Source organism: Nocardiopsis alba (genome assembly GCF_000710955.1).
In the GTDB taxonomy this organism is placed as follows: domain Bacteria; phylum Actinomycetota; class Actinomycetes; order Streptosporangiales; family Streptosporangiaceae; genus Nocardiopsis; species Nocardiopsis alba.
The window spans coordinates 181054-203834 of record NZ_BAZE01000011.1; the positions used below are offsets into that span (position 1 = coordinate 181054).

A 22781-nucleotide genomic window follows, 5' to 3' on the forward strand; every position below is an offset into this window, starting at 1 on the left:
GCCGCACGACCCCGGAACGAACCCTCGAAGCGCTCCGGCACCCGCGGATCAGCCGGTCAGCCGGTACCCCATGCCCCGCACCGTCACGATCCGCTCCGCGCCCACCTTGCGACGCAGGGCGCGCACGAACACGTCCACCACGTTGGAACCGGGGTCGTAGTCGTAGCCCCACACGTGCGACAACATCTGCTGTCGGGTCATCACCTGCCCCGGATGGCGCATGAGCAGTTCCAACAGAGCGAACTCGCGCGCGGTCAGGTCCACCGTGGCCTCCTCCACCGACACCCGACGGGTCCTCAGGTCCAGTGACAGGTCTCCGACGCGCAGTACCGTCAGGTCGGCCGTGCGCTCGTTGCGCATCCGCAGCCGGACCCGCGCCAGCAGCTCCTCGAAGCGGAACGGTTTGGTGACGTAGTCGTCCGCCCCGATCTCCAACCCGGTCACGGTGTCGCGCACCCCGTCCCGGGCGGTCAGGATCACCACGGGCAGATCCACCCCCATGGCCCGGAGCCGACGCAGGACGTCGAAACCATCGGTGTCCGGCAGCCCCAGGTCCAACAACATCAGGTCGAAGCCGCCGGTGACGGCGTAGTCGACCGCGTCGGCCCCGGTCCCCACCACGGTGGTGGTGAACCCGTTGGCGGTCAGCCCCTTGCGGACGAACGAGGCGATCCGTTCCTCGTCCTCGACGATGAGTACGCGACTCAAGCCTGTTCCCTTCCGATGCTTCCTCCCGCGGGCCGATCGACCGGCAGGACCAGAGTGAACGTGGACCCCTGACCGGGGGCCGAACGCAGATCGACCCGGCCGTGGTGGGCCTCGGCGATGGCCCGTACGATCGCCAGCCCCAGCCCGGCGCCCCCTTCGCCGCGTTCCGTGCGGCGGCCCCGGGAGAAGCGCTCGAACACGCGACCATGGTCCTCGGCGGGGATCCCCGACCCCTGGTCGGACACCCACAGACGCACGTCCGAACCGACCAGGGCCGAACCGATCCGGACGGTCGAACCGGCGGGAGAGTAGCGGACCGCGTTGGCCGCCAACTGCACCATCGCCTGGGTGACGCGCTGCGGGTCCAGCCTCGCGGTGCCGTCGGCGATCGCCTCCAGCCGCCACGACCGGTCTCCCAGAGGACGGACCTTGGCGTCGATGTCGCTGGTCAGCTCGGCCAGGGAGACGGGTTCGGGGCGGACGAAGTCGGGCTGCTGCGCCTTGGCCAACAGCAACAGGTCCTCGACGATACGGCCCATCCGGTCCAGCTCGTCGGTGACCAGCCGGACCACCTCACGACGCTCCTCCGGATCGTCGCCCATGAGCTCCAGGTGGCCGCGCACGATCGTGATGGGGGTGCGCAGTTCGTGTCCGGCGTCGTCGACGAACCGACGTTGGGCGGTGAACGCGCCCTCCAGCCGGTCCAGCATGCTGTTGAACTGCTCGGCCAGGGCCGCGATGTCGTCCCGCCCGGACACCTCGATGCGCTGGGTCAGATCCTCCTCGCCGATGGCCGCGGCGGTCTGGCGGACCAGCCGCACCGGGGCGAGGATGCGCCCGGCCACCCACCATGCCGCGGTGGCCGCCGCGAGCAGGCCGAGCCCGCTCACCAGGGCGATCGTGCCCATCGTGGAACCGATGGTGTCCTGTTCCTCGGCGGTGAAGTAGCCGATCACGAACCATCCGGCCGGGCCGTCCCGCCCGTCCGGCGGTAGCACGCGCACCTTCTCCCAGCGGACCGGGCCCGCCGGGGTGTCCAGGGAGCCGCGGGCGTCGGGGGAGTCCAGGATCTCCCCGACCGCCTCGGGGTCGGCCGACAGGTCGTGCGGAGGCTCCTGGCCGTGCCGGAGCCGCCCGGAGTCGGCGGGCGGGGCCTCGCCGCCGGGTGCGCCGCCGCGCTGCCGTGAGGACTCGCCCGTGCTCTCGTCGACCCAGCCGAAGAGGATCTCGGCGTCGTCCGGGTACTGACGCTCCAGGTAGACCCGGATGAGCGAGGAGACGTCGGTGAAGGGCTCGCCGGTGCGGGGGTCGACCCCGATCGAGGCGAACTCCTCGAACTCCGCGGTCTCCTGGCTCAACGCCCGGTCGACCCGTTCCTCGCCTCGGGTGGTCAGGGCGCTCCAGGTCACGACGTTGACCAGGACCAGGACGGCGGTCATCAGCAGGACCAGCCACGCCATGATGAGCAGGCGAGCGGGGATCCGCCGCCGTTGGGGGAGTTCGGGCTGAGGTCCGCGGATGACCATCGTCGGGAAGAGCGAGGTCGCGCCGGACCCGCCCCCGGGTCTGCCTCCGGGGGGTATCCGCACGGTGGTGGAGTCGGGGGATTCGTCGGGGTCAGTCGTCATCGTCGTCCTCGAACCGTGCTTCCAGGCAGGCGTCCCACCAGCTCTCCCATTGGTCCTCTCCCCAGTTCTCGTGGCCGGAGGCGCCGTCGAGGCAGTCGACGGGGAAACCGGTCGGCGATGGGGGAGGTTCCGTCTCCGCGGGCTCCGACGGTCGTTCGCTCGCCGCGGGCTCCTCCTCGCCGGTGACGGTCGAGGGAGGCGACACCACGCCCTCGTCCGTGGGGTCGGGCGACGCGTCCTCGGGCGAGGTCCCGATCACCACCTCGGAGACGGGTGTCGACTCCGGAGCGCGCAGGAACAGCACCCAGACCAGAGCCGCGGAGGCCACGAGGACGACCGTCAACGCCCCTGTGACCAGTGGCATCAAAGGTGATCTCATATTCGCCGAGCCTGCCCGATCCACACGAAGTCCTCATGAAACGAAGATGAGGAGATCTTCATGTTCCCAGGTCGCGCGCGGGGGGGGAGGGGAGGCCCCTCCGCTCCGGAGGGCCCCGCCCGGGGGTTCATGCGTCGTCAGAGGACCTCGATGGTGGCAGTGGTTCGTGCTCCGCGTTCGATGCGCCGGTCCGCGGTGACGAGAGGTACGTCCAGTTGTTCGGCCAAGGCGACGTACGCGGCGTCGTAACCGGAGAGGTTGTTCGCCAACTCTCGCATTCGAGGCCACAAGGGGTGGAGACCGTAACGAACGATGGTCAAACGTTCGAAGGCGTTCATGGCCAGGTCGCGGTCATGCCGAGGTAGTCCGGCGGCCCGACCTCGTGAGGGCTTCGACAGAGAGAGCAGGACCGAGGAGACCTCCCAGTCGATGAGGGCGGGCGCGGTCAATTCTTCGGAGCCGAGTCGATCGCGGGCGACCTTGCCGATCTCTCCCTGAGAGGTGAGCGCGTTGATGAGGGCCGAGGTGTCGACGACGATCAACGGCCCTCCCTTATCTCGGATATGGCGTCTGTGACGTCTTCCCTGGTGACGGAGGTCGTCATGCTCCCGCTGCTCTCCTCGAACACCTGGGCGTTGGCCCGGGTGACGTTGACCGGGTGAAGGATGACGGTGCCGTCCTCGGCCATCTCCACTTCGTAGTACTCGCTGGTGAGGATTTTTTCTCCCAGGGTGATACGCCCTCGGCTGCCTCTCTTGACCAGTTCCATCGTGCCACTCCTTCCCTGAATCCCCATGTGGGTAATACCCACAATACCCGGTCGAGGTTCGGGCAAGAGAAGGGTGACGAGAGAGTGGTCGCGCGCGGGGGGAGGGGAGGCCCCTCCGCTCCGGAGGGCCCCGCCCGGGGCGACCCGTGTCGACGGGCCTCCCCGGGCGGGACGGGTCCCGTCCTCAGACGGGCATCAGTGTGAACGCGAAATCGGTGTTCCTCGGACGGCGCAGTGAGACGTCGGCCTTGATCCGGCGCGCCACCTCGCTCCGGCTCAGGCCCAGACCTCGGGCGAGGAGCCGATCGGGACGCAGCGGCACCGGAGCGTCGAAGACGACCTTCGACCCGATCGGCCACGCATGGTCGATCGGCACCGTCGGGGCGTCCAGCCGCCAGGCGTCACGCCAGTCCAGTGTGAAGTGGTGGCGCCGTGCCAGAGCCGGATCCAACAGCCGGGACGTCACGAGGTCCAGGTCGTTGGCGTGGTATCCGTCCAGCACGGCCGGGTCGAAGGAACCCACCGCCGCGCGCTCGTGCACGGTCAGCTTGTTCGTGCGGTCGCAGCCCACGCAGCGGACCAGCAGCCACACGTCCAGTCGTCCGCCGTTGGCGTTGACGCGGAACCTGCCCTCGCCGGTGGTGGCCGATTCCGATCGGCAGTCCACGCACCGCAGCGACAGCAGGGGCAGCCCGGTCCGACGGACGGTCCAGGACGGCACGGTATGAGGTTGTGAAGACATGAGTGCTCTCGAACCTGACACGAGGCCGATTACGCGCGGCCTCGAACGCTGTACTACCGGGCGCTCGAAGGCAGCCCGGCGGAGCCGACGGCATGGTCGGCCTCACGTTGAGCGAAAGGTGTCAGGTCAAAGGGCAGGCGGGGTCACGCGGGTACTTCCCCTGTCTTCACGATGAACGGTCCCGGGCAACCTACGAGGCTCCGGGGCCGACTTCAAGGGGTTTTCCGGCGTGTGCGCGAAGGCCCTCGCGTGGAAGGGGCGAGGGGCGGACCGTCAGTAGCGGCGGCCGCGCAGCTCGGCGACCAGGACCGCGGCCTGGGTACGGCGCTTGAGGTCCAGCTTGGCCAGTAGGGCCGAGACGTAGTTCTTCACGGTCTTCTCGGCGAGGTAGAGGCGTTCGCCGATCTGCCGGTTGGTCATGCCCTCGCCGATGAGGTCGAGGATCTGACGCTCCTGCGGGGTGAGTTCGGCCAGCGGGTCGGGCTCGGCCTGGGCGCCGCGCAGGCGCTCCAGCATCGCTCCGGTGCTCCCGGAGTCCAGCAGCGAGCCACCGGAGGCGACGGTGCGCACCGCGCCCACCAGATCGGCGCCGTGGATCTGCTTGAGCACGTAGCCGGCGGCACCGGCCATGACGGCGTCGTAGAGGGCGTCCTCGTCGGCGAATGAGGTGAGCATGAGGCAGGCGATCTCGGGGTGGTCGGAGCGGATCTCACGACACACCTGGACCCCGGAGCCGCCGGGGAGGCGGACGTCGAGCACGGCGACGTCGGGCAGGACGACGGGGATGCGCGACAGGGCCTGCTCGGCGGTCCCCGCCTCGCCGACCACGGTCATATCGTCCTCGGTCTCCAAGAGCGAGGCGACACCGCGTCGAACGACCTCGTGGTCGTCGACGAGGAAGACCCTGATCCGCTTCTGAGGCCTTTCGGTCCCACCGCCCGCCATCGGTTCTCCCTCTTCCCGTCTCCTGAGGCTCGCGACATCACTCCGAGAAAGACGTTAATACGTGGACGAGGTCCAGCGGGGGTCTTAGGGCATCGAAGTGACCTGCCAAAAGTCCTATTTCAGGACAAAGTGCATAGCGACCGTTCAAAGCCCCTGTTCACCCACGGTTCGGACGTGGTGGCCGCGGTGCCGAAGTCAACCTATCGCCCCTCGGCCCGGCCGACCGCATCCGGTCGCGAAAACGCCCGCCCCGGAGCGGATCCGGGACGGGCGGCGGCGGTGAGGATCAGGGCCTGAGGCCGGCCCACGGGCGGGCCAGCTCGAAGGCGCGGCAGGCGCGCAACACCCGGGCGTCCGAGTGGCGGGGACCCACCACCTGGAGTCCGATCGGCAGTCCCGAGCCGCCGAACCCGCAGGGAACGCTCGCGGCCGGCTGCTGCGTCATGTTGAACGGGTAACTGAACCCGGCCCAGGACGTCCACCTGCGGTCGTCCGACCCCGGAGGCGACTCCAGGCCCGCCTCGAAGGCCACGATCGGCATGCTCGGCGTCAGCAGCAGGTCGTAGGTCTCGTGGAAGCGCCCCATCCGGGCGCCCATGGCCATCCTCAACGCCATCGCCGTCAGATAGTCCTGAGCCGAGTAGGTCAGACCCTCCTCGATGATCTCCCGCAGCCCCGGATCCTGGAGTTCGCGCTGGGCGTCGGTGAGCGCCTCCGTGGCCTTCGCGGCCCCCGTGTACCAGAGCACGTGGAACTCGTGCCTGGAGTCCGGCAGCCCCGGGTCGACCTCCTCCACCTCGGCGCCCAGCTCCTCGAACACGCGCACCGCGTCGGCGACCACCCGGGCCACCTCCGGGTCCACGTACTGGCCGCCCAGGGTCGGGCTGTAGGCGATCCGCATACCCTGGACCAGCGCCCTCGGGTCCTCGCCGCGCCCCGCTTCGGCCAGCCCCGGGGGCGGGGTGGGCATGGCCATCCAGTCCCGGGAGTCGAAGCCGGAGATCACGTCGAGCATGAGCGCCAGGTCGCCGACGGTCCGCGTCATCGGCCCGGTGTGCGCCAGCGAACCGAACGGGCTGGCCGGGTAGTGCGGGACCAGCCCCCAGGTGGGCTTGATGCCGCAGATCCCGCTGAAGCTCGCCGGGATCCGGATGGAACCGCCTCCGTCGGTGCCGGTGGCCAGCGGACCCATGCCGGCGGCGACGGCGGCGGCCGAACCTCCGCTCGACCCTCCCGGGGTCGTGGACGGGTCCCACGGATTGCGGGTGATACCGGTGAGCGGGTTGTCCGTGACCCCCTTCCAGGCGAGCTCGGGGGTGGTGGTTTTGCCGACGAACACGGCGCCCTGCTCGCGCAGGCGGGCCACCACGGGGGAGTCCTCCTCCCACGGCCCCTCCGCGGAGGAGGCCCTCGACCCCTTGCGGGTCGGCCACCCCTTGGTCAGGTGGATGTCCTTGACCGAGGTGGGCACTCCGTCGAGCCGTCCCGCGGGCTCGCCCCGTCGCCACCGTTCGGCGGAGGCGCGGGCGGCCTCCAAGGCCTCCTCCGGGCGGACCAGGCAGAACGCGTTGAGCGCCGGATCGTCCTGCTCGATACGCGCGAGCACCGAGGCGACCGCCTCCACCGGGGACAGCTCCCCGGTGGAGTAGGCGCTCAACAGTTGCTCGGCGGACAGGTCGGCCGGTGTGCGGTCGCCGGAACGCGCCCTGGGGACGGTGTGGGCGGCCCCCGGCTCGGTTCCGGTCGGGGCCGCACCGAGGCCCGAGCCGGTGTCGTCGGCCCCGGCTCGGTCGGAACGGATCGTCACTACAGCCTCCCAAGTCACGCGAGGGGTCAGCCGGGTACGTAACCCCGGTCCTTGTCCACGGCATTGCGCAGTTCCCGCCCGCCCAGGTAGCGGTCGAGATTGTCCAGGAACAGCTCCCACAGGTCGTCGCGCCAACCGATCACGTCACCCGACATGTGCGGTGAGACGACGGACCCGGGCAGGCCCCACAGTGGATTGATCGCCTTGAGCGGTTCCCGTTCGAAGACGTCCAGGGCCGCCCCGGCGATCGAGTTCGCCTCCAGGGCTCGGACCAGGTCGGACTGGACGACGATGGGGCCGCGGGCCACGTTGATCAGCCGCGCGGTGGGTTTCATCAGGTCGAGGAAGGGCCGGTCGACCAGACCTCGTGTGGAGTCGGTGAGCGGCGCCGCGACGACCACGTAGTCGGCCTCGGGGAGCGCTTCGCGCAGGCCGGGGCCGTGATCCGGGTCGAGGTGGGAGGCGTACACACGGCCGAAGTCGGGGTCGCCCTCCCGGGCGTGGCTGCCCGAGGCCTCGACCCGCATCCCGATGGCGGTGAGCTTGCGGCCGATCGCGCGGCCGATCGGGCCGGTGCCGACGACCAAGGCCCGTTTGCCGGTGACGCGTTCGGTCTCGCGGTGCAGCCAGTGCCGTTCTCGCTGGAGCTCCCAGGAGCGCGGGAAGTCCTTGGCGAAGGAGATGATCAGCCCGAGGACGTATTCGGCGATGTGCTCGTCGAAGACACCGCGCGAGTTGGTGACGACGACGTCGCTGTTCACGAGCCCGGGGAACATCAGGTTGTCCACACCGGTGGTGGCCGCGTGCACCCACCGCAGCGAGTCGGCCTTGGGCCAGGCGGCGGACAGGGCCTCGGTGAACAGGTCCCAGACGAGGAGCGCGTCCGTTCCGGGGAGCGCTCCTGCGAGTCCGTCGGCGGTGGTGTGGACGACCTCGCCGAGTCCGGGGTGGTCGTGGAGACGTTCGAGCCCCGACGGGGTCTCCTCTCCGTGGAGGACGAGGAGCCTGGGCCGTTCGGGTGCGGAGACGGTGGCGGTACTGGGCGGACGGTTCACTGGCGTGAGCTTTCCGGTTGACGGGTTCTGGACTGGTGCCGTCGGGGTGAGGGTTCGCCCTGCACGGAGAACGCTAGGGAGCCCGCATAGGATTGTCAACAATCCACAAAAGGACTGTCGTACGACAAAGCTCCACCTCATACCCGGTCGGCGATCTGGGGATACCCGTACTAGACGGGTCTATTGCCGCATTCGGAGGGTTGATCATAAGATTGTCGACAATCAACAGTGCCGTGACCCCGCAGGCCCGGAACAGGACCCCGGGCCGACCGTCCCACAAAGGAAGCACGTAGGCCCCGCCGAAGGGATCCCACTTGCCCAGGTACATGACAGTCACGCTCGCCCGACGCGGGGTCTCCTGCGTCGCCGAACTCCTCGACGAGGACGCGCCCCGCACCTGCGAGGCGGTATGGAACGCCCTCCCGCAAGGGGACGCGGTCCAACACGCCAAGTACGCGCGCAACGAGGTCTACACGATGGTCCCGAGGTTCGCCGATCCCGAACCGGGCCAGGAGAACCCCACCGTCACACCCATCCCCGGGGACATCGTCTACTTCTCCTTCGACTCCGGCATGCTCGACCGCTCCTTCAAGGAGGACAAGGGCATCGGCCACCTTCCCGGAGTGATCGATCTGGCCCTCTTCTACGGACGTAACAACCTGCTGCTCAACGGCGACGTGGGCTGGGTGCCGGGCAACGTGTTCGCCACCGTCGTGGAGAACCTGCCCGCCATGGCCGAGGCCTGCAACGACGTCTGGCGCTCCGGCAGCGTCGGTGAGCGTCTCCTGTACGAACGGCTGGAACGCTGACCGGCCCCGTGGCGCCGAGACGGCACGAGACCGACGAATCGACCGACACACCCGAACGATCACCACAGAGCACATCAACGGGAGGTGAGTGACCGATGCGAACCGAGGGAAACGGACCGAACCCCGCGGGCGGCTTCGACCCCATGACCCCGGCCGTCCCCGTACAGCCGGAGACGTCCGAGATCGTCGAACTGTCGGCGTCGACGACGACACCCTGGCAGGCAGGGGTGGGCGTCATCGCGCCCTACGACTTCGCTCTCGACCGCGAACTATGGCGGTGGACGCCCGACGACGTCTCGCTCTTCATCACCCGCCTGCCCTACGTGCGCGTTCCGGTGACGGTCGACCAGGCCGCCGCGCTCAGCAAGGGCAAGAGGGTGGGCAAGGCGGTACGCGAGCTCATGGCGCCCGAGCCCCTGGCCATCGGCTACGCCTGCGCGTCCGGAAGCTTCGTCCACGGAGCCCACGGGGAGCGCACGCTGCGCCACACCATGCTGACGGCCGGGGCGCCCGAGGCCGTCACCACGTCGGGGGCGCTGATCAGCGCCCTGGAGACCCTGGGCACCGACCGGATCGCGGTGGTCACCCCGTACGTGGACAGCGTGACCGACCGGCTCCTGGCCTATCTGGCCGAACACGGCGTCGGGGTCACCTCCAGCGTCGGGCTGGGGTTGCTCAGCCACATCTGGAAGGTCACCTACTCCGAGGTCGCCCGCGCGGTGCACGAGGCCGACCGACCGGACGCCCAGGCCGTCTTCATCAGCTGCACCAACGTCCTCACCTACGACATCATCGCGCCCTTGGAACGCGAGCTGGGCAAACCCGTCATCGCGGCCAACCAGGTCACCATGTGGGCGGTCATGCGGGCCGCCGGCCACCGGGCGGTCGCCCACGGACAGAGCCTGATCGGCATGGCTCCCACCGGGGTCGGCTGAACCGACCGTTCGACCAACGACCCACCGGGGCGGTCCCGACCTCGACGGCCGGCCGCCCCGGTGGGCCCCACAGACCTTGAGGAGAAGCATGACCCGCGTCGGAATCCTCTACCCCGGCTTCAGCGCCGAGGACGACTACCAGACCTTCGCCTCGCAGATCGACGACGTCGAACTGCCCCTTGTACACACGCTCATGCGCGAGGACGCCCACCGGGTCGACGCCCTACTGGACGTCGGCAGCGAGGAGGTGCTCTCGAAGGGGGCCGAGGAGCTCTCCGCGATGGAGATCGACTCCGCCATCTGGGCGTGCACCAGCGGAAGCTTCGTCTTCGGCTGGGACGGGGCGCGTCGGCAGGTCCAGGGGGTGCGCGACGTCGTCGGCGTCCCCGCCTCCAGCACCTCCTTCGCCTTCGTGCACGCCCTACGACAACTGCGCCTCTCCCGGGTCGCGATCGCCGCGACCTACCCCGACGACGTCGCCCGACGCTTCGAACGGTTCCTCACCGAGGCCGGCGTCACCGTCCTGTCCCTGGCCAGCCACGGCATCGTCACCGCCGCGGAGGTGGGGCGGCTCGACCCCGATGAGGCGCTCGACTTCGTCATCTCCAACGACCACCCGGGCGCCGACGCCGTGCTGGTCCCGGACACCGCCCTGCACAGCGCCGACCTCATCGACCCGATGGAGGCCCTGCTGGGCAAGACGGTGCTCACAGCCAACCAGGTCAGCGTCTGGGAGGGGCTGCGTCTGGTCGGCCGCTGCGAGTCGCGTCCGGGGCCCGGGAACCTGTTCCGCTCCGGAACCTCCACGGTCCGCGACGCCTTCGAACGGCGATGACCTCGGGGACCCATCCGTGCCGATTCGTCCATTGATGTCCGGCACGTCCCCGTATTCTCGATCGAGTTCAGACCACGTCCCGAGAAGGGAAGTCCCATGTCGGCCCCCGGCCAACTTCGTCCCGTCCCACGGCGGTCCACCGCCGAGCTGATCGCCGACCAGCTCCGCGCCGCGATCATGTACGGCTCCCTCTCACCGGGGGACCAGCTCGGCGAGGCCGACCTGGCCGGACGGTTGGGAGTGAGCCGGGGTCCGCTCCGTGAGGCGATGCAACGCCTGGTCCAAGAAGGGCTGCTCCGCAGTGAACGGCACAGGGGCCTGTTCGTGCGCGAGCTGACACCCGACGACGTCCGGGACGTCTACGTCGCCCGGCTCGCGGTGGAGAGGACCGCCTGCGAGCTGATCATGCGGGGCAACAGGGGTGAGGCCGTGGCCCGCCTCACCCCGGCCCTGGACCGGCTGGCCCGGGCCGCCGCGGCCGCGGACCGCCACGCGATGAGCGAGGCCGACCAGGAGTTCCACGAGACCCTCGTGAGCTGTTCGGGCAACTCGCGTCTGGAGCGCATGGCGCGAACACTGCTGGTCGAGACCCGTATGTGCCTCACCGTGATGCAGGACGTCTACCCCGAACCCGAGGAGCTCCTGGAGGAACATCGCAGGATCCTGGACGCGATCGTCGAGGGCGAGGAGAACCGTCTACTCGGCCTGATCGAGACCCACATGCTCGACACCGTCGACCGGATCAACGGCGAGACGGCCGACGAGGCGACGGCCGAGGACGAGACCTCGGACTGACCGGAACGACGAACCCGACGGGCCCCGACCACGGTCCGTCGCGGTCGGGGCCCGTCTTCGCGCCCTCTAGAGCCCGCCGATGCCGACGTACTTCGACTCCAGGAACTCGTCGATGCCGACCCGACCGCCCTCACGGCCCAGGCCGGAGTGCTTCACCCCGCCGAACGGGGCCGCCGGGTTGGACACGACACCCTGGTTCAACCCCACCATGCCGGTCTCGAGCGCCTCGGCCACCCGGAGCGCCCGGTTCAGGTCACGGGTGTACACGTAGCTGACCAGCCCGAACTCGGTGTCGTTGGAGGCCCGCAGCACCTCCTCCTCCGTCTCGAAGGGCATCACCGGGGCCACCGGACCGAAGATCTCGGTGCGGGACAGCTCCGCCGCGAAGGGCACGTTCGCCAACACCGTCGGCCGGTAGAAGTGCCCCGGACCGTCGCCCGGTCCGCCGCCCACCAGTACGTTCGCGCCGAGGTTCACGGCGTCGTCGACCAGGTCCTGCACCTTCTTCCGGGCCTTGTCGTCGATGAGCGGGCCCACGTCGACGTTGTCCTCCAGCCCCCGGCCCAGGCGGAGCGCGCCCATGCGCTCGCTGAGCCTGCGGGAGAACTCCTCCGCGATACCCGACTGGGCGTAGATGCGGTTCGCGGCCGTGCACGCCTCACCGATGTTGCGCATCTTGGCGAGCATCGCCCCGTCCACCGCGGCGTCCAGGTCGGCGTCGTCGAACACCAGGAACGGCGCGTTGCCGCCCAGCTCCATGGAGGTGCGCAGCACCTGACCCGAACTCTGCTCCAGCAGCCTGCGGCCGACCGCCGTCGAACCGGTGAAGGAGAGCTTGCGGATCCGCCCGTCGGTGAGCAGCGGCTCGGTGATCCCACCCGGGTCCGTGGTCGGCAGGACACTGAGCACACCCTCGGGCAGCCCCGCCTCCGTGAGGATCCCGGCCAGCGCCAGCGCGGACAGCGGGGTCTGGTGGGCCGGCTTGAGGATCATCGTGCAACCCGCGGCGATGGCCGGGCCGATCTTGCGGGTCCCCATCGCCATGGGGAAGTTCCACGGGGTGATGAGCATGCAGGGCCCGACCGCCTGCTTCATGATCAGGAAGCGCGACTTCCCGTCCGGTGAGAGGGAGAACCCGCCCTCGATCCGCACCGCCTCCTCGGAGAACCAGCGGAAGAACTCGGCCGCGTAGGCGATCTCCCCACGCGCCTCGGCGAGGGGCTTGCCCATCTCCAACGTCATGAGGGTCGCCAGATCCTCCTGGCGCTCCATGAGCAGGGCGTAGGCCCGGTACAGGATCTCGCCGCGCTCGCGCGGAGCGGTCCGCTGCCAGCCCGGCTGGGCCTTGGCGGCGATGTCGAGGGCCTCCATGGCGTCCCGCTCGCCCGCGTCCGAGACCTCGCACAGCACCTTTCGGGTCGAGGGGTCCTCGACGGCGAAGGAGGCACCCGAGGCGGGTTCACGCCACTTCCCGCCGAGGAAGAGCGCCTTGTTCACCTGTTCGACGACCCGTACTTCCCGATCCGACATGTTTCGCTCCTCAGTCGACGGGCCGACCCGACGGGACGGCCTGTGGTGTCAGAACTGCCCGGCGTGCGTCCTCTGGACACCGCCGCTCCCGGATGTTTCCATAGCAGCGTCGATTGTCAACAATCCTACGGAACCCGATACAAGGAATTGAGGCCATCGCATGGCGGAACTCTCCCCGGTTCTCAAGCAGGCGACACCGGTCATCGCCGCACGAGGCGAGGGTGTCTACCTGTACGACGAGGACGACCGCCGTTTCCTCGACTTCACCGCCGGCATCGGGGTGACCAGCACGGGCCACTGCCACCCCAAGGTGGTCGCCGCCGCCCAGGAGCAGGTCGCGACCCTGATCCACGGCCAGTACACCACCGTGATGCACCGGCCCCTGCTGCGACTCACCGAACGTCTCGGCGAGGTCCTGCCCGAAGGGCTCGACCGCCTGTTCTACGTCAACTCCGGCAGCGAGGCCGTCGAAGCCGCCCTGCGCCTGGCACGCCAGGCCACCGGGCGTCAGAACGCCGTCGTCTTCCAGGGCTCCTTCCACGGACGCACCATGGGCGCCGCCTCCCTCACCACCTCCGGGACCAAGATCCGCGCCGGCATCGGCCCGCTCGTCCCCGGCGTCGTGGTCACGCCCTTCCCGTACGCCTACCGGCTCGGCATGTCCGAGGAGGAGGCCGTCGCCTACGCGCTGCGCGAGCTCGACTACCAGTTCGCCACGGTGACCTCCCCGAAGGACACCGCGGCCGTCTTCATCGAGCCCGTCCTCGGCGAGGGCGGCTACGTTCCGGTCCCCGACGCCTTCCTCCAGGGGCTGCGCGAGCGCGCCGACCAGCACGGGTTCCTGCTGGTCCTCGACGAGGTGCAGACCGGCTTCGGCCGTACCGGCACCTTCTGGGGCCACGAGCCCTCCGGTGTGCGTCCGGACATCGTCATCACCGCCAAGGGGCTGGCCAGCGGCTTCCCGATCTCCGCCATCGCCGCCCCCGCCGCGATCATGGACAAGGCCTGGCCGGGCTCCCAGGGCGGCACCTACGGCGGCAACGCCGTCGCCTGCGCCGGAGCCCTCGCCACCCTGGAGGTCATCCAGGAGGAGGGCCTGGTGGAGAACTCCGCCCGCCAGGGCGAGCGCCTCCACCAGGGGCTGGCCAAGATCGCCGAGGCCCACTCCGCCATCGGCGACGTCCGAGGCCGGGGCCTCATGCGGGCCTGTGAGTTCGTCAAGGCCGACGGAACCCCCGACGGCCAGTCCGCGCAGAAGGCCCAGCAGGCGGCCGCGCAGAACGGCCTGCTCCTGCTGACCTGCGGCCCCGCCGGCAACGTCGTCCGCTTCATCCCGCCGCTCATCGTCGATGGCGACCAGGTCGACACCGCCCTCGAACTGTGGGCGGCCTCCGTCGAGGAGACCGTCTCCTAGCCACCAGGGCCCCATGGGGGCGCCGTCCGAGGTGGCGGCGCACCCATGGTCCGGGTCACACCGGAAAATGGCGCAAAGGCACTCCGACACCGTGATAGAGTCGGAGACGTCGCAAGGGAGAGCGCAGAGCCCGCCCGGGCGACACACAACCGAATACCTGCACTCGTAGCTCAATGGATAGAGCATCTGACTACGGATCAGAAGGTTGGGGGTTCGAGTCCTCCCGAGTGCGCCACCTTGAGACAGTGGAGAAGACCGCCGGACCTGCACACCACACAGGCCCGGCGGTCTCTTTTCCGCTGTCGAGAGTCCCTCACCCCCAGAGCGGAGCCCGAACGGTGAACGACGGAGCCGAGAGCCCGGGGATGATGGTCCTCTACGGATGCATGGTCGTCATAGGGGTGCCGTCGGCCATCGTCATCTGGGTCGTGGAGGGTCGTTTCTCCTGGATGTCATGTCTGGGAGTGTCGGTGGGGGTCTGGAAGCTGGTCGAGGCCTACCGAGCCCGGAGAGCGGCCGCCTCCGAAAAGGGCCCCACGTCGTAGCCGCCGCAACGGGGCCTTGACGGTTCAGCCGCTCGAGCGGTTCAGGATCTGTCGGGAGTGGGCCTCCAACGCAGGGATGGTCCGCTCCGCCTCTCGGGCCGGGGGCTTGCGCGAGTGGTCCGGCCCGGGTTGTCTTATCGGTAGGGGGCGGCATCAGCGTCACCCCCACGGCCACAGAGCGGGAGCCCCCACCCGATGAACGACACCGGATCAGTGGATCGCTGGATGGTCCTCAGGCATGGAGTGCCCAACCTGGCCGTCTTTCTTCTGCTCTCCTACGCAGGATGGGCTTACGCCCTCGCGGCACTGCTGCTCTGGTACACCCCGATGTTCATATGGGTCGCCCGGGAGAGGCGCCGACACGCCGCGGACTCCCATCGGCTCACCTCCTCGGCAGAAGGAGAGTCGGCGATATAGCCGCACGCCGGTGTACGTCCCCGCGGAGTGGCCACCTCTTCCGAAGGAGAGGGCCGGCCCACGCTGAACCCGAGGTCGACGAGAATGACCAGGCCGCGGTGCCCGAGAGTCTGTTCGACCATCTTTCGGAGGTCTTTTCGGGGGTGGACGGGATCGGCTATGACGGTGAGTTCCTGGATCCGGATGAGACCGTTCCGACGATTCTCGACGAGGTGTTCACCTGGACCTGTCATCAGGCTTGCCAGGGCCCTACATAGAGGTTCGAGCAGCTCGAACGAGAGCACGTGAGGACACGTTGGGCAGGAAGGAAGGTGCCTGATCGGGGGATTCGCGGTCCAGGTGGCCCACGATCTCGCCCGACAGCAGGACGTACAGACGTTCAGGCATCATCGTTCCCATCTCCGATGGGCAGACCCTACGATGCTCGGCGGGCCTCCGATGCGTAGCGTGGCTCGGTGTGGGCCCGGTCCTGCGGTGGTTTCGGTGGGGGACCCCTGCCCCTGTGGAGGCCTGGTCGGGTGGCGGGTCCGTCTCCTGAACGCTCTCGGTGGTCGATCTCAGGATCAGCGTCAGGTCCAAGGCGTCGAGCAATCGGAGCAGGGGTTCCAGCTCGACACCGCGGTGCCCCGCCTCGACCCGGGCCAGTCAGGAGCGGGCGACGCCGGCCTGTGAGGCCACGGTCGCTTGGCTGAGGCCTTTGGAGAGTCGGGTGTCTCTGACCAGCCCGCCCAGTTTGGACCACCCTGTCAGAGCGAACTCTTCGACCATCGTGACCACCCCGTCCTCGAACGAGGACAAGAGGTTGTTGTCCTCGTTCGAGGACACTGCGGTCGCCGGAGAGGTATCGCTCTTCCCAAAGACTCGAGATTGTGAGGGCCACCGGGGAAGATGGTCTGATTCGGTGGTGGGCGCTGTGGACCCACGTCGTAGCCGGGGAACAGGAGTGCTCGTGATGGAGAATCTCAGCGCTCAGGGACTTCTGGTGATGAGGGTGTGCGGTGCGCTGATGTTCGTCGGCGCCCTCACGATTCTGGTGGCCGCGGGCTCTCTGATGGGGGAGCCGATGTGGTCATGGACGGCGGTCGGTGCGGCGGCCCTCGTGATGGCGTCCTGGCTGTCCCTGCTGTGTCATCGGGAGGCCCGGCATCGTAGCCGGGCGGCCTTCTCTGAAAAGGGAGGGGCGGCCCGACGGTGATGGCGGGCCGCTCGGGGGTTTCCGGCTACGAGCCGAAGAGGACGTCGCGCTGTTCGTCGAGGATCACCATCATCGCGTCGGTGTGCTCGGGGCAGTCCTCACCGACGTAGGTCATCAGGAATCGACGTGCGGACTCCTCCACCTCCTCGCCTTTGCCCACGGCCGCGAGAGCGCCGGCCAGGCCGATCTGCATCACCAGGGTCCGGGTGTAGGACATGGACTGCGCGCCGTCTTCGATCTCGCCGTAGGTGATCTCCTCGTCGGCGACGGAGCACAGGTCCGCGGAGCCACTGTGGACGAGGTCGAGTTGTTCGTCGGTGAGGCCCTCGTACCAGGGGTCGCCCTCCATCGCCTGTTCGACGGCCTCGCGTGTGGTCGCGGGGGTGGGGGCGGATTCCGGGCTCGATGCCGTCCGGTCCGTGGCCGTGTCCGTGGTGTCGTCACCCGCGTCGGCCGGGCCACAGGCGGTGAGGGTGAACAGAAGCGCCGCGCAGGCGGCGATGGAGGAGGAACGCATGGGGGATGCTCCTTGTCGTCGATCTCCTCTGGACTGTAGGGCGCTGCTGTTGTCTATGTGCTGATTTGTGGGCTGGTGACCGATTTCAGCCATGGAGGCAACGGAACGGTCCGCTCGGGCGTCCGGGTGGGTCGTGCGCGGTGGTTCGGTGGCCTTCTGTGGAGAATTCTATGCTTGTCCGGTCGGGAACAAGGGAATTGCGCGAGGGCTTCTCGGGGCGCTTTCGTTTCGTTTCGGGGCGGCGGTTCTCCATGACCTCGGAGGGGCGCGTTTTTCCGACATCGTCGCTGTTCCCGGGCTTGACGAGGAGATGGGGACGTAGGGGCGGGGCGCCTGGTGGCGGCCCTGATCCGAGGGAGGTCTCCGCCCAACAGGCCTCTTCGGCGAAGGGCGGGATCGGCTTCTCCTCGCTTGCCGGAATTCCCTTTCCGGGATCTCTTCACGCGGGTGTAACGGCGGATTGATCGGCGTGAAATCGGGGTGCTGTCGTGTGTTCTCTCGAAAGGACCTCGTGTGGTCCGTCCGCGGACGCGTCGCTCCGGCCGTCGGGGCGGGCGGGTCGCCGGAGCGGGGGAGGAGGCCTCGCGGGCCCGATGCCGTGGAACGTCGAAGGGGGTGACCGAGCCGTCGGAGGGGATGCCGAACGACCCCGTCGGAGCCTTCGAAAGAACGCGAACGCGCGCTCGTCCCGGAGGCGTCCCGATCACTCCGTCGGAGCGGGGCGGAGGGGGTCATCTCGCCAAAAAATGTACCAGCGTTTGTCGCACCTCGGTCGCGGTGTTTTCCCTTGTCCGACAGGGCTTCCCGGTACACCGAGAGGCATCCTGAGGCGTCTCTCTGGCGAGGGGTGGGCTTGCCGCACGCCTCTCACGTGCTAAAACCTAGATGGGTTGGTTTTTGCTACCAAACCCATAACGAATCGTTGAGAGGTGGTTCATGCATCTACTTCCCTCCGATACCGAGAAGCTGCTCCTGGCCGTCGCGGGCATGATCGCCCGGGATCGACGGGAACGGGGCGTCAAGCTCAACCAACCGGAATCGGTAGCGCTGCTGTCCTGCTGGGTGATCGAGCGGGCACGAGAAGGTGCCAGGGTCGCCGAGCTGATGAGCGAGGGTCGCAACGTCCTCACCAGGGACGAGGTCATGGACGGGGTCCCGGAGATGATCCCCAACGTCCAGGTCGAGGCCACCTTCCCCGATGGACGCAAGCTCGTCACGATCACGGAGCCGATCCAATGATTCCCGGTGAGATTCGTACCCGCTCCACCCCCCTCGACCTGAACGACGACCGCGAACGGTTGTCCCTCGTCGTCGTCAACACCGGTGACCGCCCCATTCAGGTGGGCTCTCACCTGCACTTCCCGGACGCCAACCCGGCTCTGCGCTTCGATCGCGAACAGTCCCAGGGGTTCCGTCTGGACGTTCCCGCCGGTACCTCGGTCCGCCTGGAGCCCGGCGTGAGCCGCACCGTCGAACTGGTCGCCTTCGGCGGCCGACGGTACGTCCCGGGTCTACAGATCCACGACCTGAGCAAGCAGCCCGAGACCGGGGAGCGTACCCCGCGTCCGGTGGTCCCGTTCGGTACCCCGGGTGTCGACGTGCCCGAGCCGGAGCGCGCCTCCGGTACCGCGATGCGCGTCGGTGAGGTGGACGCGCACGACGGTGACCCGGCCGAGGTGGTACCCACCGAGGCCCCGCCCGCCGAGAACGCCGATCAGGAAGCGGACGCCGAGGAAGCGACAGAGGACACAGAGGAGCAGCAGCCGTGAGCCGCATCGACCGCCGTGAGTACGCACAGCTGTACGGACCCACGGTCGGGGACCAGATCCGCCTGGGCGACACCGATCTGTGGATCGAGGTCGAGGAGGATCGCACCGCGGGTGGAGACGAGGTCGTCTTCGGTGGCGGTAAGACCATCCGTGAGTCGATGGGGCAGGGCATGACCCTGCGTTCCGAGGGAGCCCTGGACCTGGTGATCACCAACGTGGTGGTCCTGGACCACTGGGGGATCATCCGAGGTGACGTGGGCATCCGCGACGGTCGTATCGTGGCGATCGGCAAGGCCGGTAACCCGGACGTCATGGACGGTGTGCACCCGGATCTGCTGATCGGTCCGGGCACCGACGTGATCGCCGGTGAGGGCAAGATCCTCACGGCGGGCGCGGTCGACACCCACGTGCACTTCCTCAGCGAGATCGAGATGCACGAGGCGCTCACGACGGGCACGACCACGCTGATCGGTGGCGGTACCGGGCCGACCGAGGGTTCGAAGGCCACCACGGTGACCCCGGGCGCGCACGCGCTGCGGACGATGCACCGCGCCCTGGACAAGTTCCCGCTCAACATCCTGCTGTTCAGCAAGGGCAGCACGGTGTCGATGGAGGCGCTCGCCGAGGACGCCCTGGCCGGGGCCGGCGGCTACAAGGTCCACGAGGACTGGGGCGCGACCCCCGCCGCGATCGACGCCGCGCTGCGCGGCGCCGACGAGTTCGGTCTCCAGGTGGCCCTGCACGCGGACTCGCTGAACGAGACCGGTTACGTCCAGCACACGCTGGAGGCGATCGCCGGTCGCGGTATCCACGTCTTCCACTCGGAGGGCGCGGGCGGTGGTCACGCGCCGGACATCATCATCACCGCCGGTGAGTCGAACGTCCTGCCCGCCTCCACCAACCCCACGCTGCCGTTCACGGTCAACACCGTCGACGAGCACCTGGACATGCTGCTGGTGGTGCACCACCTGAACCCGCGTGTTCCGGAGGATCTGGCGTTCGCCGAGTCCCGGATCCGCGCGTCCACGATGGCGGCCGAGGACGTCCTGCTGGACATGGGCGCGATCGCGATCACCTCGACCGACGCCCAGGCGATGGGTCGTATCGGTGAGCTGATCTCCCGCACGTGGCAGGTGGCGCACGTGATGAAGAACAAGTTCGGTCCGCTCCCCTCGGAGCTGCCCGCCGACAACGCCCGTGCCCGCCGGTACGTGGCCAAGTACACCATCTGTCCGTCGGTGGCCCACGGCGTCGATCACGTGATCGGCTCCATCGAGCCCGGGAAGATGGCCGACCTGGTGCTGTGGGACCCGGCGTTCTTCGGTATCCGGCCGACCGCGGTGATCAAGTCCGGGGCGATCGTCGCGGCCCCGTTGGGCGACCCCAACGGCGCGGTCCCCCTTCCGCAGCCGGTGCTGGTGCGGCCGACCCTGGCCGCGCAGGCCACGTCGGCGGCCGACCTGGCGGTGACCTTCGTGTCCCCGATGGCGATCGAGGACGGGTTGGCCGAGCGGCTGGGGCTCCAGCGCGAGCTGGTGGGCGTGAAGCCCACCCGCGACATCACCAAGGCGGACATGCCGAACAACACGGCTCTGCCCGATATCGACGTGGACCCGGAGACGTTCGCGATCAGTATCAACGGCGAGTTCGTGAAGCCGCAGCCCGTGGACGTCGTACCGCTCGCGCAGCGGTACACGATGTTCTAGGTCCTCGTGTGAGCACGGGACTGGGCACACTGCTGCTGGCCGACGCCCGACTGCCGGTGGGCGGTCACACCTATTCGGCCGGACTCGAACCCGCGCTCCTCGACGGCCTGCCGGTGGAGCGCATCCCCGCCTACATCGAGGCCCGGATGCGCACGGTGGGTCTGGCGGAGGCGGCGGCCTCGGTCCTGGCGTATCGAGCGGTCGGGGGCGCGTTCGTCCCCGGCCGGATCGAGGCCGGACCGGAGGGGCTCGGCGTGGACGCCGATGCCCTCGCCGACGTGCACGAGGCGTTGTTGGCCCGTTCGCCGAGCGCTCCGCTCCGGGAGATCTCGGGGCTTCTCGGCCGTGGGCTGGTCCGTCTGGCCGACCGTCTGTGGCCGGAACACCCGGCGGTGAAGGCGCTGCGCACGTTGGGACGGGCCCCGCAACGGCCGATCGCCCTCGGGGTGGTGGCCGCCGTCATGGGGTCGGAGGAGGCCGAGGTCGCCCGGGTGAGTCTGTACGACGACGCCCAGACGGTGGCCTCCGCCGCGCTGAAGCTCGCACCCGTCGACCCGGTCGACGCCGCCGGGTGGGTTCTCGGGGCCGAGGGGGTGATCTCCTCCGTGGTCGCCGAGGCGCTCGCGGTGGAGGGGATCGACGACCTGCCGGCCCGTACCGCTCCTCAGATCGAGGGGTGGTCTCTCGAACATCAAGTCAAGACCAGGAGGATCTTCGTTGCCTGAGCAGACCGAAGGAAACGCGACCACCGGCACCCGCCGCGCCATGCGCCTGGGTGTGGCCGGGCCGGTCGGTACCGGTAAGAGCACGCTGATCGCGACCCTGTGCCGCGAGCTCGCCGACGAGCTGAGCATGGCCGTGGTCACCAATGACATCTACACCGACGAGGACGCCCGCCTGCTGCGCGCGGCCGGGGTCCTGCCGATCGAGCGGATCCACGCTGTGGAGACCGGCGCGTGCCCGCACACGGCCATCCGTGACGACGTCACGCCGAACCTGCTCGCCGTGGAGGACCTGGAGGCGGAGTTCGCTCCGTTGGACCTGGTCGTCGTGGAGAGCGGTGGCGACAACCTCACCGCGACGTTCAGCCCGGCGCTGGCCGACGCGCAGATCTTCTGCCTGGACGTCGCCGGTGGCGGCGACGTGGCCTGTAAGGGCGGCCCGGGCATCGAGCGCGCCGACCTGCTCGTGGTCAACAAGACCGACCTGGCCCCGCACGTGGGGGTCGACGCCGAGCAGATGGTCACCGACGCCAAGGCCTCTCGCGGCGGGCTTCCGGTGCTGGCTCTGAGCCAGCACGACGAGGTCTCCATCAAGGCTCTGGCCGGGTGGGTGCACCAGGTGCTGGCGGACTACCGTTCCGGCACCCACGTGCCCCGCGACCCGGGCCCGATGGCCCCGCACAGCCACGCCGACGGCACCACGCACACCCACGAGGGTGGCGAGGACGGCCACGAGCACGCATGAGCGGGACCGTGGCGGCTCGGATCACCGTCGAGCGGGTCGGTGGTCGTGTACGCATGACCGACCTGGTCGGTGGAACGTATCTGAGGGCCCAGCCCCTGGGTGTTCGGGGCGGGGCCGCTCGGGTGGCCCTGCTCGGGACCTACGCCCTGCTGTTGGCCGGCGATGACCTGCGGATGGAGGTCTCCGTCGGCCCCGGCGTGTGGCTGGAGCTGGTGGAACCGTCGGGGATGGTCGCCTACGACGCCCGTGGCGGCTCCGCGAGTTGGCGGGCCGATCTGCGGGTGGCCGACGGCGGCTGTCTGGTGTGGCGCAGCGCCCCGTTCGTGGTGACCTCGGGCGCGGACATCACCCGGAACATGAACGTCCACCTGTCCGGCTCCGGTCGGGCGTTGGTGCACGAGACCCTGGTGATGGGCCGTAGTTACGAGTCGTCCGGGGGGCCGTTGCGCTCGCTCACCCGGGCGGACGTCGACGGACGGCCGCTGCTGGTCGAGGACCTGGATCTGCGCGATCCGGTGCTGGCCGGGGCCCCCGGGGTCATGGGCGGCAACCGTGTCATGACCTCGACCTTCCTGCTCGGAGCCCGACCGGAACGGTCGGTGGGCGTGCAGGAGACCCTGTTGCACGGTCCGGGGGCGCTGTCCCGGGCCGTGGCCGGCCAGGCACACGAGGCCGAGGCCGCGGTCGCCGACTCCTGGGGGAGATGGCGGTCGGGGTTCGCCGACCCGGTCGGTTATGAAGAGGAGAACGAGGACGAGGCGGCCTGAGCCTCGTCGAGATCGCCGAGGGCCGAGGAGCGCGCTCCCCGGCCCTT

General features: G+C 69.2%; 26 protein-coding genes and 1 tRNA gene. 14 read left to right on the forward strand and 13 right to left on the reverse strand.

The annotated features are described in order from the left end of the window. Positions 1-48: 48 nt before the first annotated feature. From TR33_RS19700 to TR33_RS19740, 9 genes are all read right to left on the reverse strand, one after another. Positions 49-708, reverse strand: a complete 660-nt coding sequence (locus TR33_RS19700) for a response regulator transcription factor (protein WP_042284648.1) — start codon at positions 706-708, stop codon at positions 49-51. Further along, positions 705-2336, reverse strand: a complete 1632-nt coding sequence (locus TR33_RS19705) for a sensor histidine kinase (protein ID WP_014911494.1) — start codon at positions 2334-2336, stop codon at positions 705-707. The genes TR33_RS19700 and TR33_RS19705 overlap by 4 nt, the downstream gene beginning before the upstream one ends. Continuing rightward, positions 2326-2700: a superantigen-like protein SSL4 gene (locus TR33_RS19710; protein ID WP_014912455.1), complete on the reverse strand. Its 375-nt coding sequence runs from the start codon at positions 2698-2700 to the stop codon at positions 2326-2328. Before TR33_RS19710 ends, TR33_RS19705 begins: the two co-directional genes overlap by 11 nt. Before the next feature lie 152 nt (positions 2701-2852). Further along, complete coding sequence (locus TR33_RS19715) at positions 2853-3257, reverse strand: type II toxin-antitoxin system VapC family toxin (RefSeq protein ID WP_017534309.1); 405 nt, start codon at positions 3255-3257, stop codon at positions 2853-2855. Continuing rightward, a complete protein-coding gene (locus tag TR33_RS19720; RefSeq protein WP_014911946.1) occupies positions 3254-3484 on the reverse strand; it encodes a hypothetical protein in 231 nt (76 codons plus the stop codon). The genes TR33_RS19715 and TR33_RS19720 overlap by 4 nt, the downstream gene beginning before the upstream one ends. Positions 3485-3668: 184 nt before the next feature. Further along, on the reverse strand, positions 3669-4205 hold the full coding sequence (locus tag TR33_RS19725; RefSeq protein ID WP_017534310.1) for a DUF1062 domain-containing protein: 537 nt from the start codon (positions 4203-4205) through the stop codon (positions 3669-3671). A 294-nt stretch (positions 4206-4499) separates the two neighbouring features. After that, positions 4500-5171 carry a response regulator gene (locus TR33_RS19730; protein WP_014913384.1) on the reverse strand — a complete coding sequence of 224 codons (672 nt, stop codon included), beginning with the start codon at positions 5169-5171 and terminating at the stop codon, positions 4500-4502. Between the two features lie 286 nt (positions 5172-5457). Beyond that, positions 5458-6978 carry an amidase gene (locus TR33_RS19735; protein WP_017534311.1) on the reverse strand — a complete coding sequence of 507 codons (1521 nt, stop codon included), beginning with the start codon at positions 6976-6978 and terminating at the stop codon, positions 5458-5460. 26 nt (positions 6979-7004) lie between these two features. Beyond that, the gene (locus TR33_RS19740; protein ID WP_014912812.1) at positions 7005-8033 is read right to left on the reverse strand and encodes a D-2-hydroxyacid dehydrogenase; all 1029 of its coding nucleotides are present in this window, start codon (positions 8031-8033) and stop codon (positions 7005-7007) included. 326 nt (positions 8034-8359) lie between these two features. Here TR33_RS19740 and TR33_RS19745 point away from each other — a divergent pair, with 326 nt between their 5' ends. The 4 genes from TR33_RS19745 (at position 8360) to TR33_RS19760 (ending at position 11407) form a co-directional block, all read left to right on the forward strand. Next, complete coding sequence (locus tag TR33_RS19745; protein WP_026124966.1) at positions 8360-8842, forward strand: DUF3830 family protein; 483 nt, start codon at positions 8360-8362, stop codon at positions 8840-8842. Positions 8843-8937: 95 nt separating this feature from the next. Beyond that, the gene (locus TR33_RS19750; protein WP_014910575.1) at positions 8938-9777 is read left to right on the forward strand and encodes a maleate cis-trans isomerase family protein; all 840 of its coding nucleotides are present in this window, start codon (positions 8938-8940) and stop codon (positions 9775-9777) included. Between the two features lie 88 nt (positions 9778-9865). Next, complete coding sequence (locus TR33_RS19755) at positions 9866-10612, forward strand: maleate cis-trans isomerase family protein (RefSeq protein ID WP_014911557.1); 747 nt, start codon at positions 9866-9868, stop codon at positions 10610-10612. A gap of 96 nt (positions 10613-10708) precedes the next feature. Beyond that, positions 10709-11407 carry a GntR family transcriptional regulator gene (locus tag TR33_RS19760; protein WP_014911865.1) on the forward strand — a complete coding sequence of 233 codons (699 nt, stop codon included), beginning with the start codon at positions 10709-10711 and terminating at the stop codon, positions 11405-11407. 66 nt (positions 11408-11473) lie between these two features. Here the strand turns inward: TR33_RS19760 and TR33_RS19765 are convergent, their stop codons facing one another. Further along, complete coding sequence (locus TR33_RS19765; RefSeq protein WP_017534313.1) at positions 11474-12937, reverse strand: NAD-dependent succinate-semialdehyde dehydrogenase; 1464 nt, start codon at positions 12935-12937, stop codon at positions 11474-11476. A 160-nt stretch (positions 12938-13097) separates the two neighbouring features. On the opposite strand from TR33_RS19765, the gene TR33_RS19770 reads away from it, so the two are divergent. The 3 genes from TR33_RS19770 to TR33_RS19780 all read left to right on the forward strand — a co-directional run bounded on the left by TR33_RS19770 (position 13098) and on the right by TR33_RS19780 (position 14896). Further along, positions 13098-14351 carry an aspartate aminotransferase family protein gene (locus TR33_RS19770; RefSeq protein ID WP_042284650.1) on the forward strand — a complete coding sequence of 418 codons (1254 nt, stop codon included), beginning with the start codon at positions 13098-13100 and terminating at the stop codon, positions 14349-14351. A gap of 159 nt (positions 14352-14510) precedes the next feature. Beyond that, positions 14511-14586 (forward strand) — tRNA-Arg (locus TR33_RS19775). A gap of 103 nt (positions 14587-14689) precedes the next feature. Beyond that, a complete protein-coding gene (locus TR33_RS19780; protein WP_152472843.1) occupies positions 14690-14896 on the forward strand; it encodes a hypothetical protein in 207 nt (68 codons plus the stop codon). 290 nt (positions 14897-15186) lie between these two features. On the opposite strand, the gene TR33_RS26960 is transcribed toward TR33_RS19780, so the two are convergent. Together TR33_RS26960 and TR33_RS26965 are read right to left on the reverse strand one after the other, a co-directional pair. Continuing rightward, positions 15187-15597: a hypothetical protein gene (locus TR33_RS26960; RefSeq protein WP_199806161.1), complete on the reverse strand. Its 411-nt coding sequence runs from the start codon at positions 15595-15597 to the stop codon at positions 15187-15189. 361 nt (positions 15598-15958) lie between these two features. Continuing rightward, positions 15959-16111 carry a helix-turn-helix domain-containing protein gene (locus tag TR33_RS26965; protein ID WP_014910387.1) on the reverse strand — a complete coding sequence of 51 codons (153 nt, stop codon included), beginning with the start codon at positions 16109-16111 and terminating at the stop codon, positions 15959-15961. A 154-nt stretch (positions 16112-16265) separates the two neighbouring features. Between TR33_RS26965 and TR33_RS19800 the strand changes: the two genes are divergently transcribed. Continuing rightward, positions 16266-16508 carry a hypothetical protein gene (locus TR33_RS19800; RefSeq protein WP_042284741.1) on the forward strand — a complete coding sequence of 81 codons (243 nt, stop codon included), beginning with the start codon at positions 16266-16268 and terminating at the stop codon, positions 16506-16508. Positions 16509-16533: 25 nt separating this feature from the next. On the opposite strand, the gene TR33_RS19805 is transcribed toward TR33_RS19800, so the two are convergent. Then, positions 16534-17025 carry a hypothetical protein gene (locus TR33_RS19805; RefSeq protein ID WP_042284657.1) on the reverse strand — a complete coding sequence of 164 codons (492 nt, stop codon included), beginning with the start codon at positions 17023-17025 and terminating at the stop codon, positions 16534-16536. Between the two features lie 936 nt (positions 17026-17961). Here TR33_RS19805 and TR33_RS19810 point away from each other — a divergent pair. The 6 genes from TR33_RS19810 to TR33_RS19835 are packed head-to-tail and all read left to right on the forward strand — an operon-like array spanning position 17962 to position 22734. Beyond that, positions 17962-18264, forward strand: coding sequence for an urease subunit gamma (locus TR33_RS19810; RefSeq protein WP_017534318.1), 303 nt, complete (start codon positions 17962-17964; stop codon positions 18262-18264). After that, the gene (locus TR33_RS27570; protein ID WP_017534319.1) at positions 18261-18794 is read left to right on the forward strand and encodes an urease subunit beta; all 534 of its coding nucleotides are present in this window, start codon (positions 18261-18263) and stop codon (positions 18792-18794) included. Before TR33_RS19810 ends, TR33_RS27570 begins: the two co-directional genes overlap by 4 nt. Further along, positions 18791-20500, forward strand: coding sequence for an urease subunit alpha (locus tag TR33_RS19820; RefSeq protein ID WP_017534320.1), 1710 nt, complete (start codon positions 18791-18793; stop codon positions 20498-20500). Before TR33_RS27570 ends, TR33_RS19820 begins: the two co-directional genes overlap by 4 nt. 8 nt (positions 20501-20508) lie before the next feature. Beyond that, positions 20509-21225: an urease accessory protein UreF gene (locus TR33_RS19825; RefSeq protein WP_017534321.1), complete on the forward strand. Its 717-nt coding sequence runs from the start codon at positions 20509-20511 to the stop codon at positions 21223-21225. A 40-nt stretch (positions 21226-21265) separates the two neighbouring features. Further along, positions 21266-21967 carry an urease accessory protein UreG gene (ureG, locus tag TR33_RS19830; RefSeq protein ID WP_042284743.1) on the forward strand — a complete coding sequence of 234 codons (702 nt, stop codon included), beginning with the start codon at positions 21266-21268 and terminating at the stop codon, positions 21965-21967. Beyond that, positions 21964-22734, forward strand: a complete 771-nt coding sequence (locus TR33_RS19835) for an urease accessory protein UreD (protein WP_014909026.1) — start codon at positions 21964-21966, stop codon at positions 22732-22734. Before ureG ends, TR33_RS19835 begins: the two co-directional genes overlap by 4 nt. Positions 22735-22781: the final 47 nt, after the last annotated feature.

Bases quoted from the DNA above. Each gene is read 5' to 3' on its own strand.
- TR33_RS19750 (WP_014910575.1), top strand. From the start codon at position 8,938: ATGCGAACCGAGGGAAACGGACCGAACCCCGCGGGCGGCTTCGACCCC.
- TR33_RS19760 (WP_014911865.1), top strand. From the start codon at position 10,709: ATGTCGGCCCCCGGCCAACTTCGTCCCGTCCCACGGCGGTCCACCGCC.
- TR33_RS19720 (WP_014911946.1), bottom strand. From the start codon at position 3,484: ATGGAACTGGTCAAGAGAGGCAGCCGAGGGCGTATCACCCTGGGAGAA.
- TR33_RS19770 (WP_042284650.1), top strand. From the start codon at position 13,098: ATGGCGGAACTCTCCCCGGTTCTCAAGCAGGCGACACCGGTCATCGCC.
- TR33_RS19730 (WP_014913384.1), bottom strand. From the start codon at position 5,171: ATGGCGGGCGGTGGGACCGAAAGGCCTCAGAAGCGGATCAGGGTCTTC.
- TR33_RS19835 (WP_014909026.1), top strand. From the start codon at position 21,964: ATGAGCGGGACCGTGGCGGCTCGGATCACCGTCGAGCGGGTCGGTGGT.
- TR33_RS19705 (WP_014911494.1), bottom strand. From the start codon at position 2,336: ATGACGACTGACCCCGACGAATCCCCCGACTCCACCACCGTGCGGATA.
- TR33_RS19745 (WP_026124966.1), top strand. From the start codon at position 8,360: ATGACAGTCACGCTCGCCCGACGCGGGGTCTCCTGCGTCGCCGAACTC.
- TR33_RS19765 (WP_017534313.1), bottom strand. From the start codon at position 12,937: ATGTCGGATCGGGAAGTACGGGTCGTCGAACAGGTGAACAAGGCGCTC.
- TR33_RS19805 (WP_042284657.1), bottom strand. From the start codon at position 17,025: ATGCGTTCCTCCTCCATCGCCGCCTGCGCGGCGCTTCTGTTCACCCTC.
- TR33_RS19810 (WP_017534318.1), top strand. From the start codon at position 17,962: ATGCATCTACTTCCCTCCGATACCGAGAAGCTGCTCCTGGCCGTCGCG.
- TR33_RS19710 (WP_014912455.1), bottom strand. From the start codon at position 2,700: ATGCCACTGGTCACAGGGGCGTTGACGGTCGTCCTCGTGGCCTCCGCG.
- TR33_RS27570 (WP_017534319.1), top strand. From the start codon at position 18,261: ATGATTCCCGGTGAGATTCGTACCCGCTCCACCCCCCTCGACCTGAAC.
- TR33_RS19800 (WP_042284741.1), top strand. From the start codon at position 16,266: ATGGAGAATCTCAGCGCTCAGGGACTTCTGGTGATGAGGGTGTGCGGT.
- ureG (WP_042284743.1), top strand. From the start codon at position 21,266: ATGCGCCTGGGTGTGGCCGGGCCGGTCGGTACCGGTAAGAGCACGCTG.
- TR33_RS19755 (WP_014911557.1), top strand. From the start codon at position 9,866: ATGACCCGCGTCGGAATCCTCTACCCCGGCTTCAGCGCCGAGGACGAC.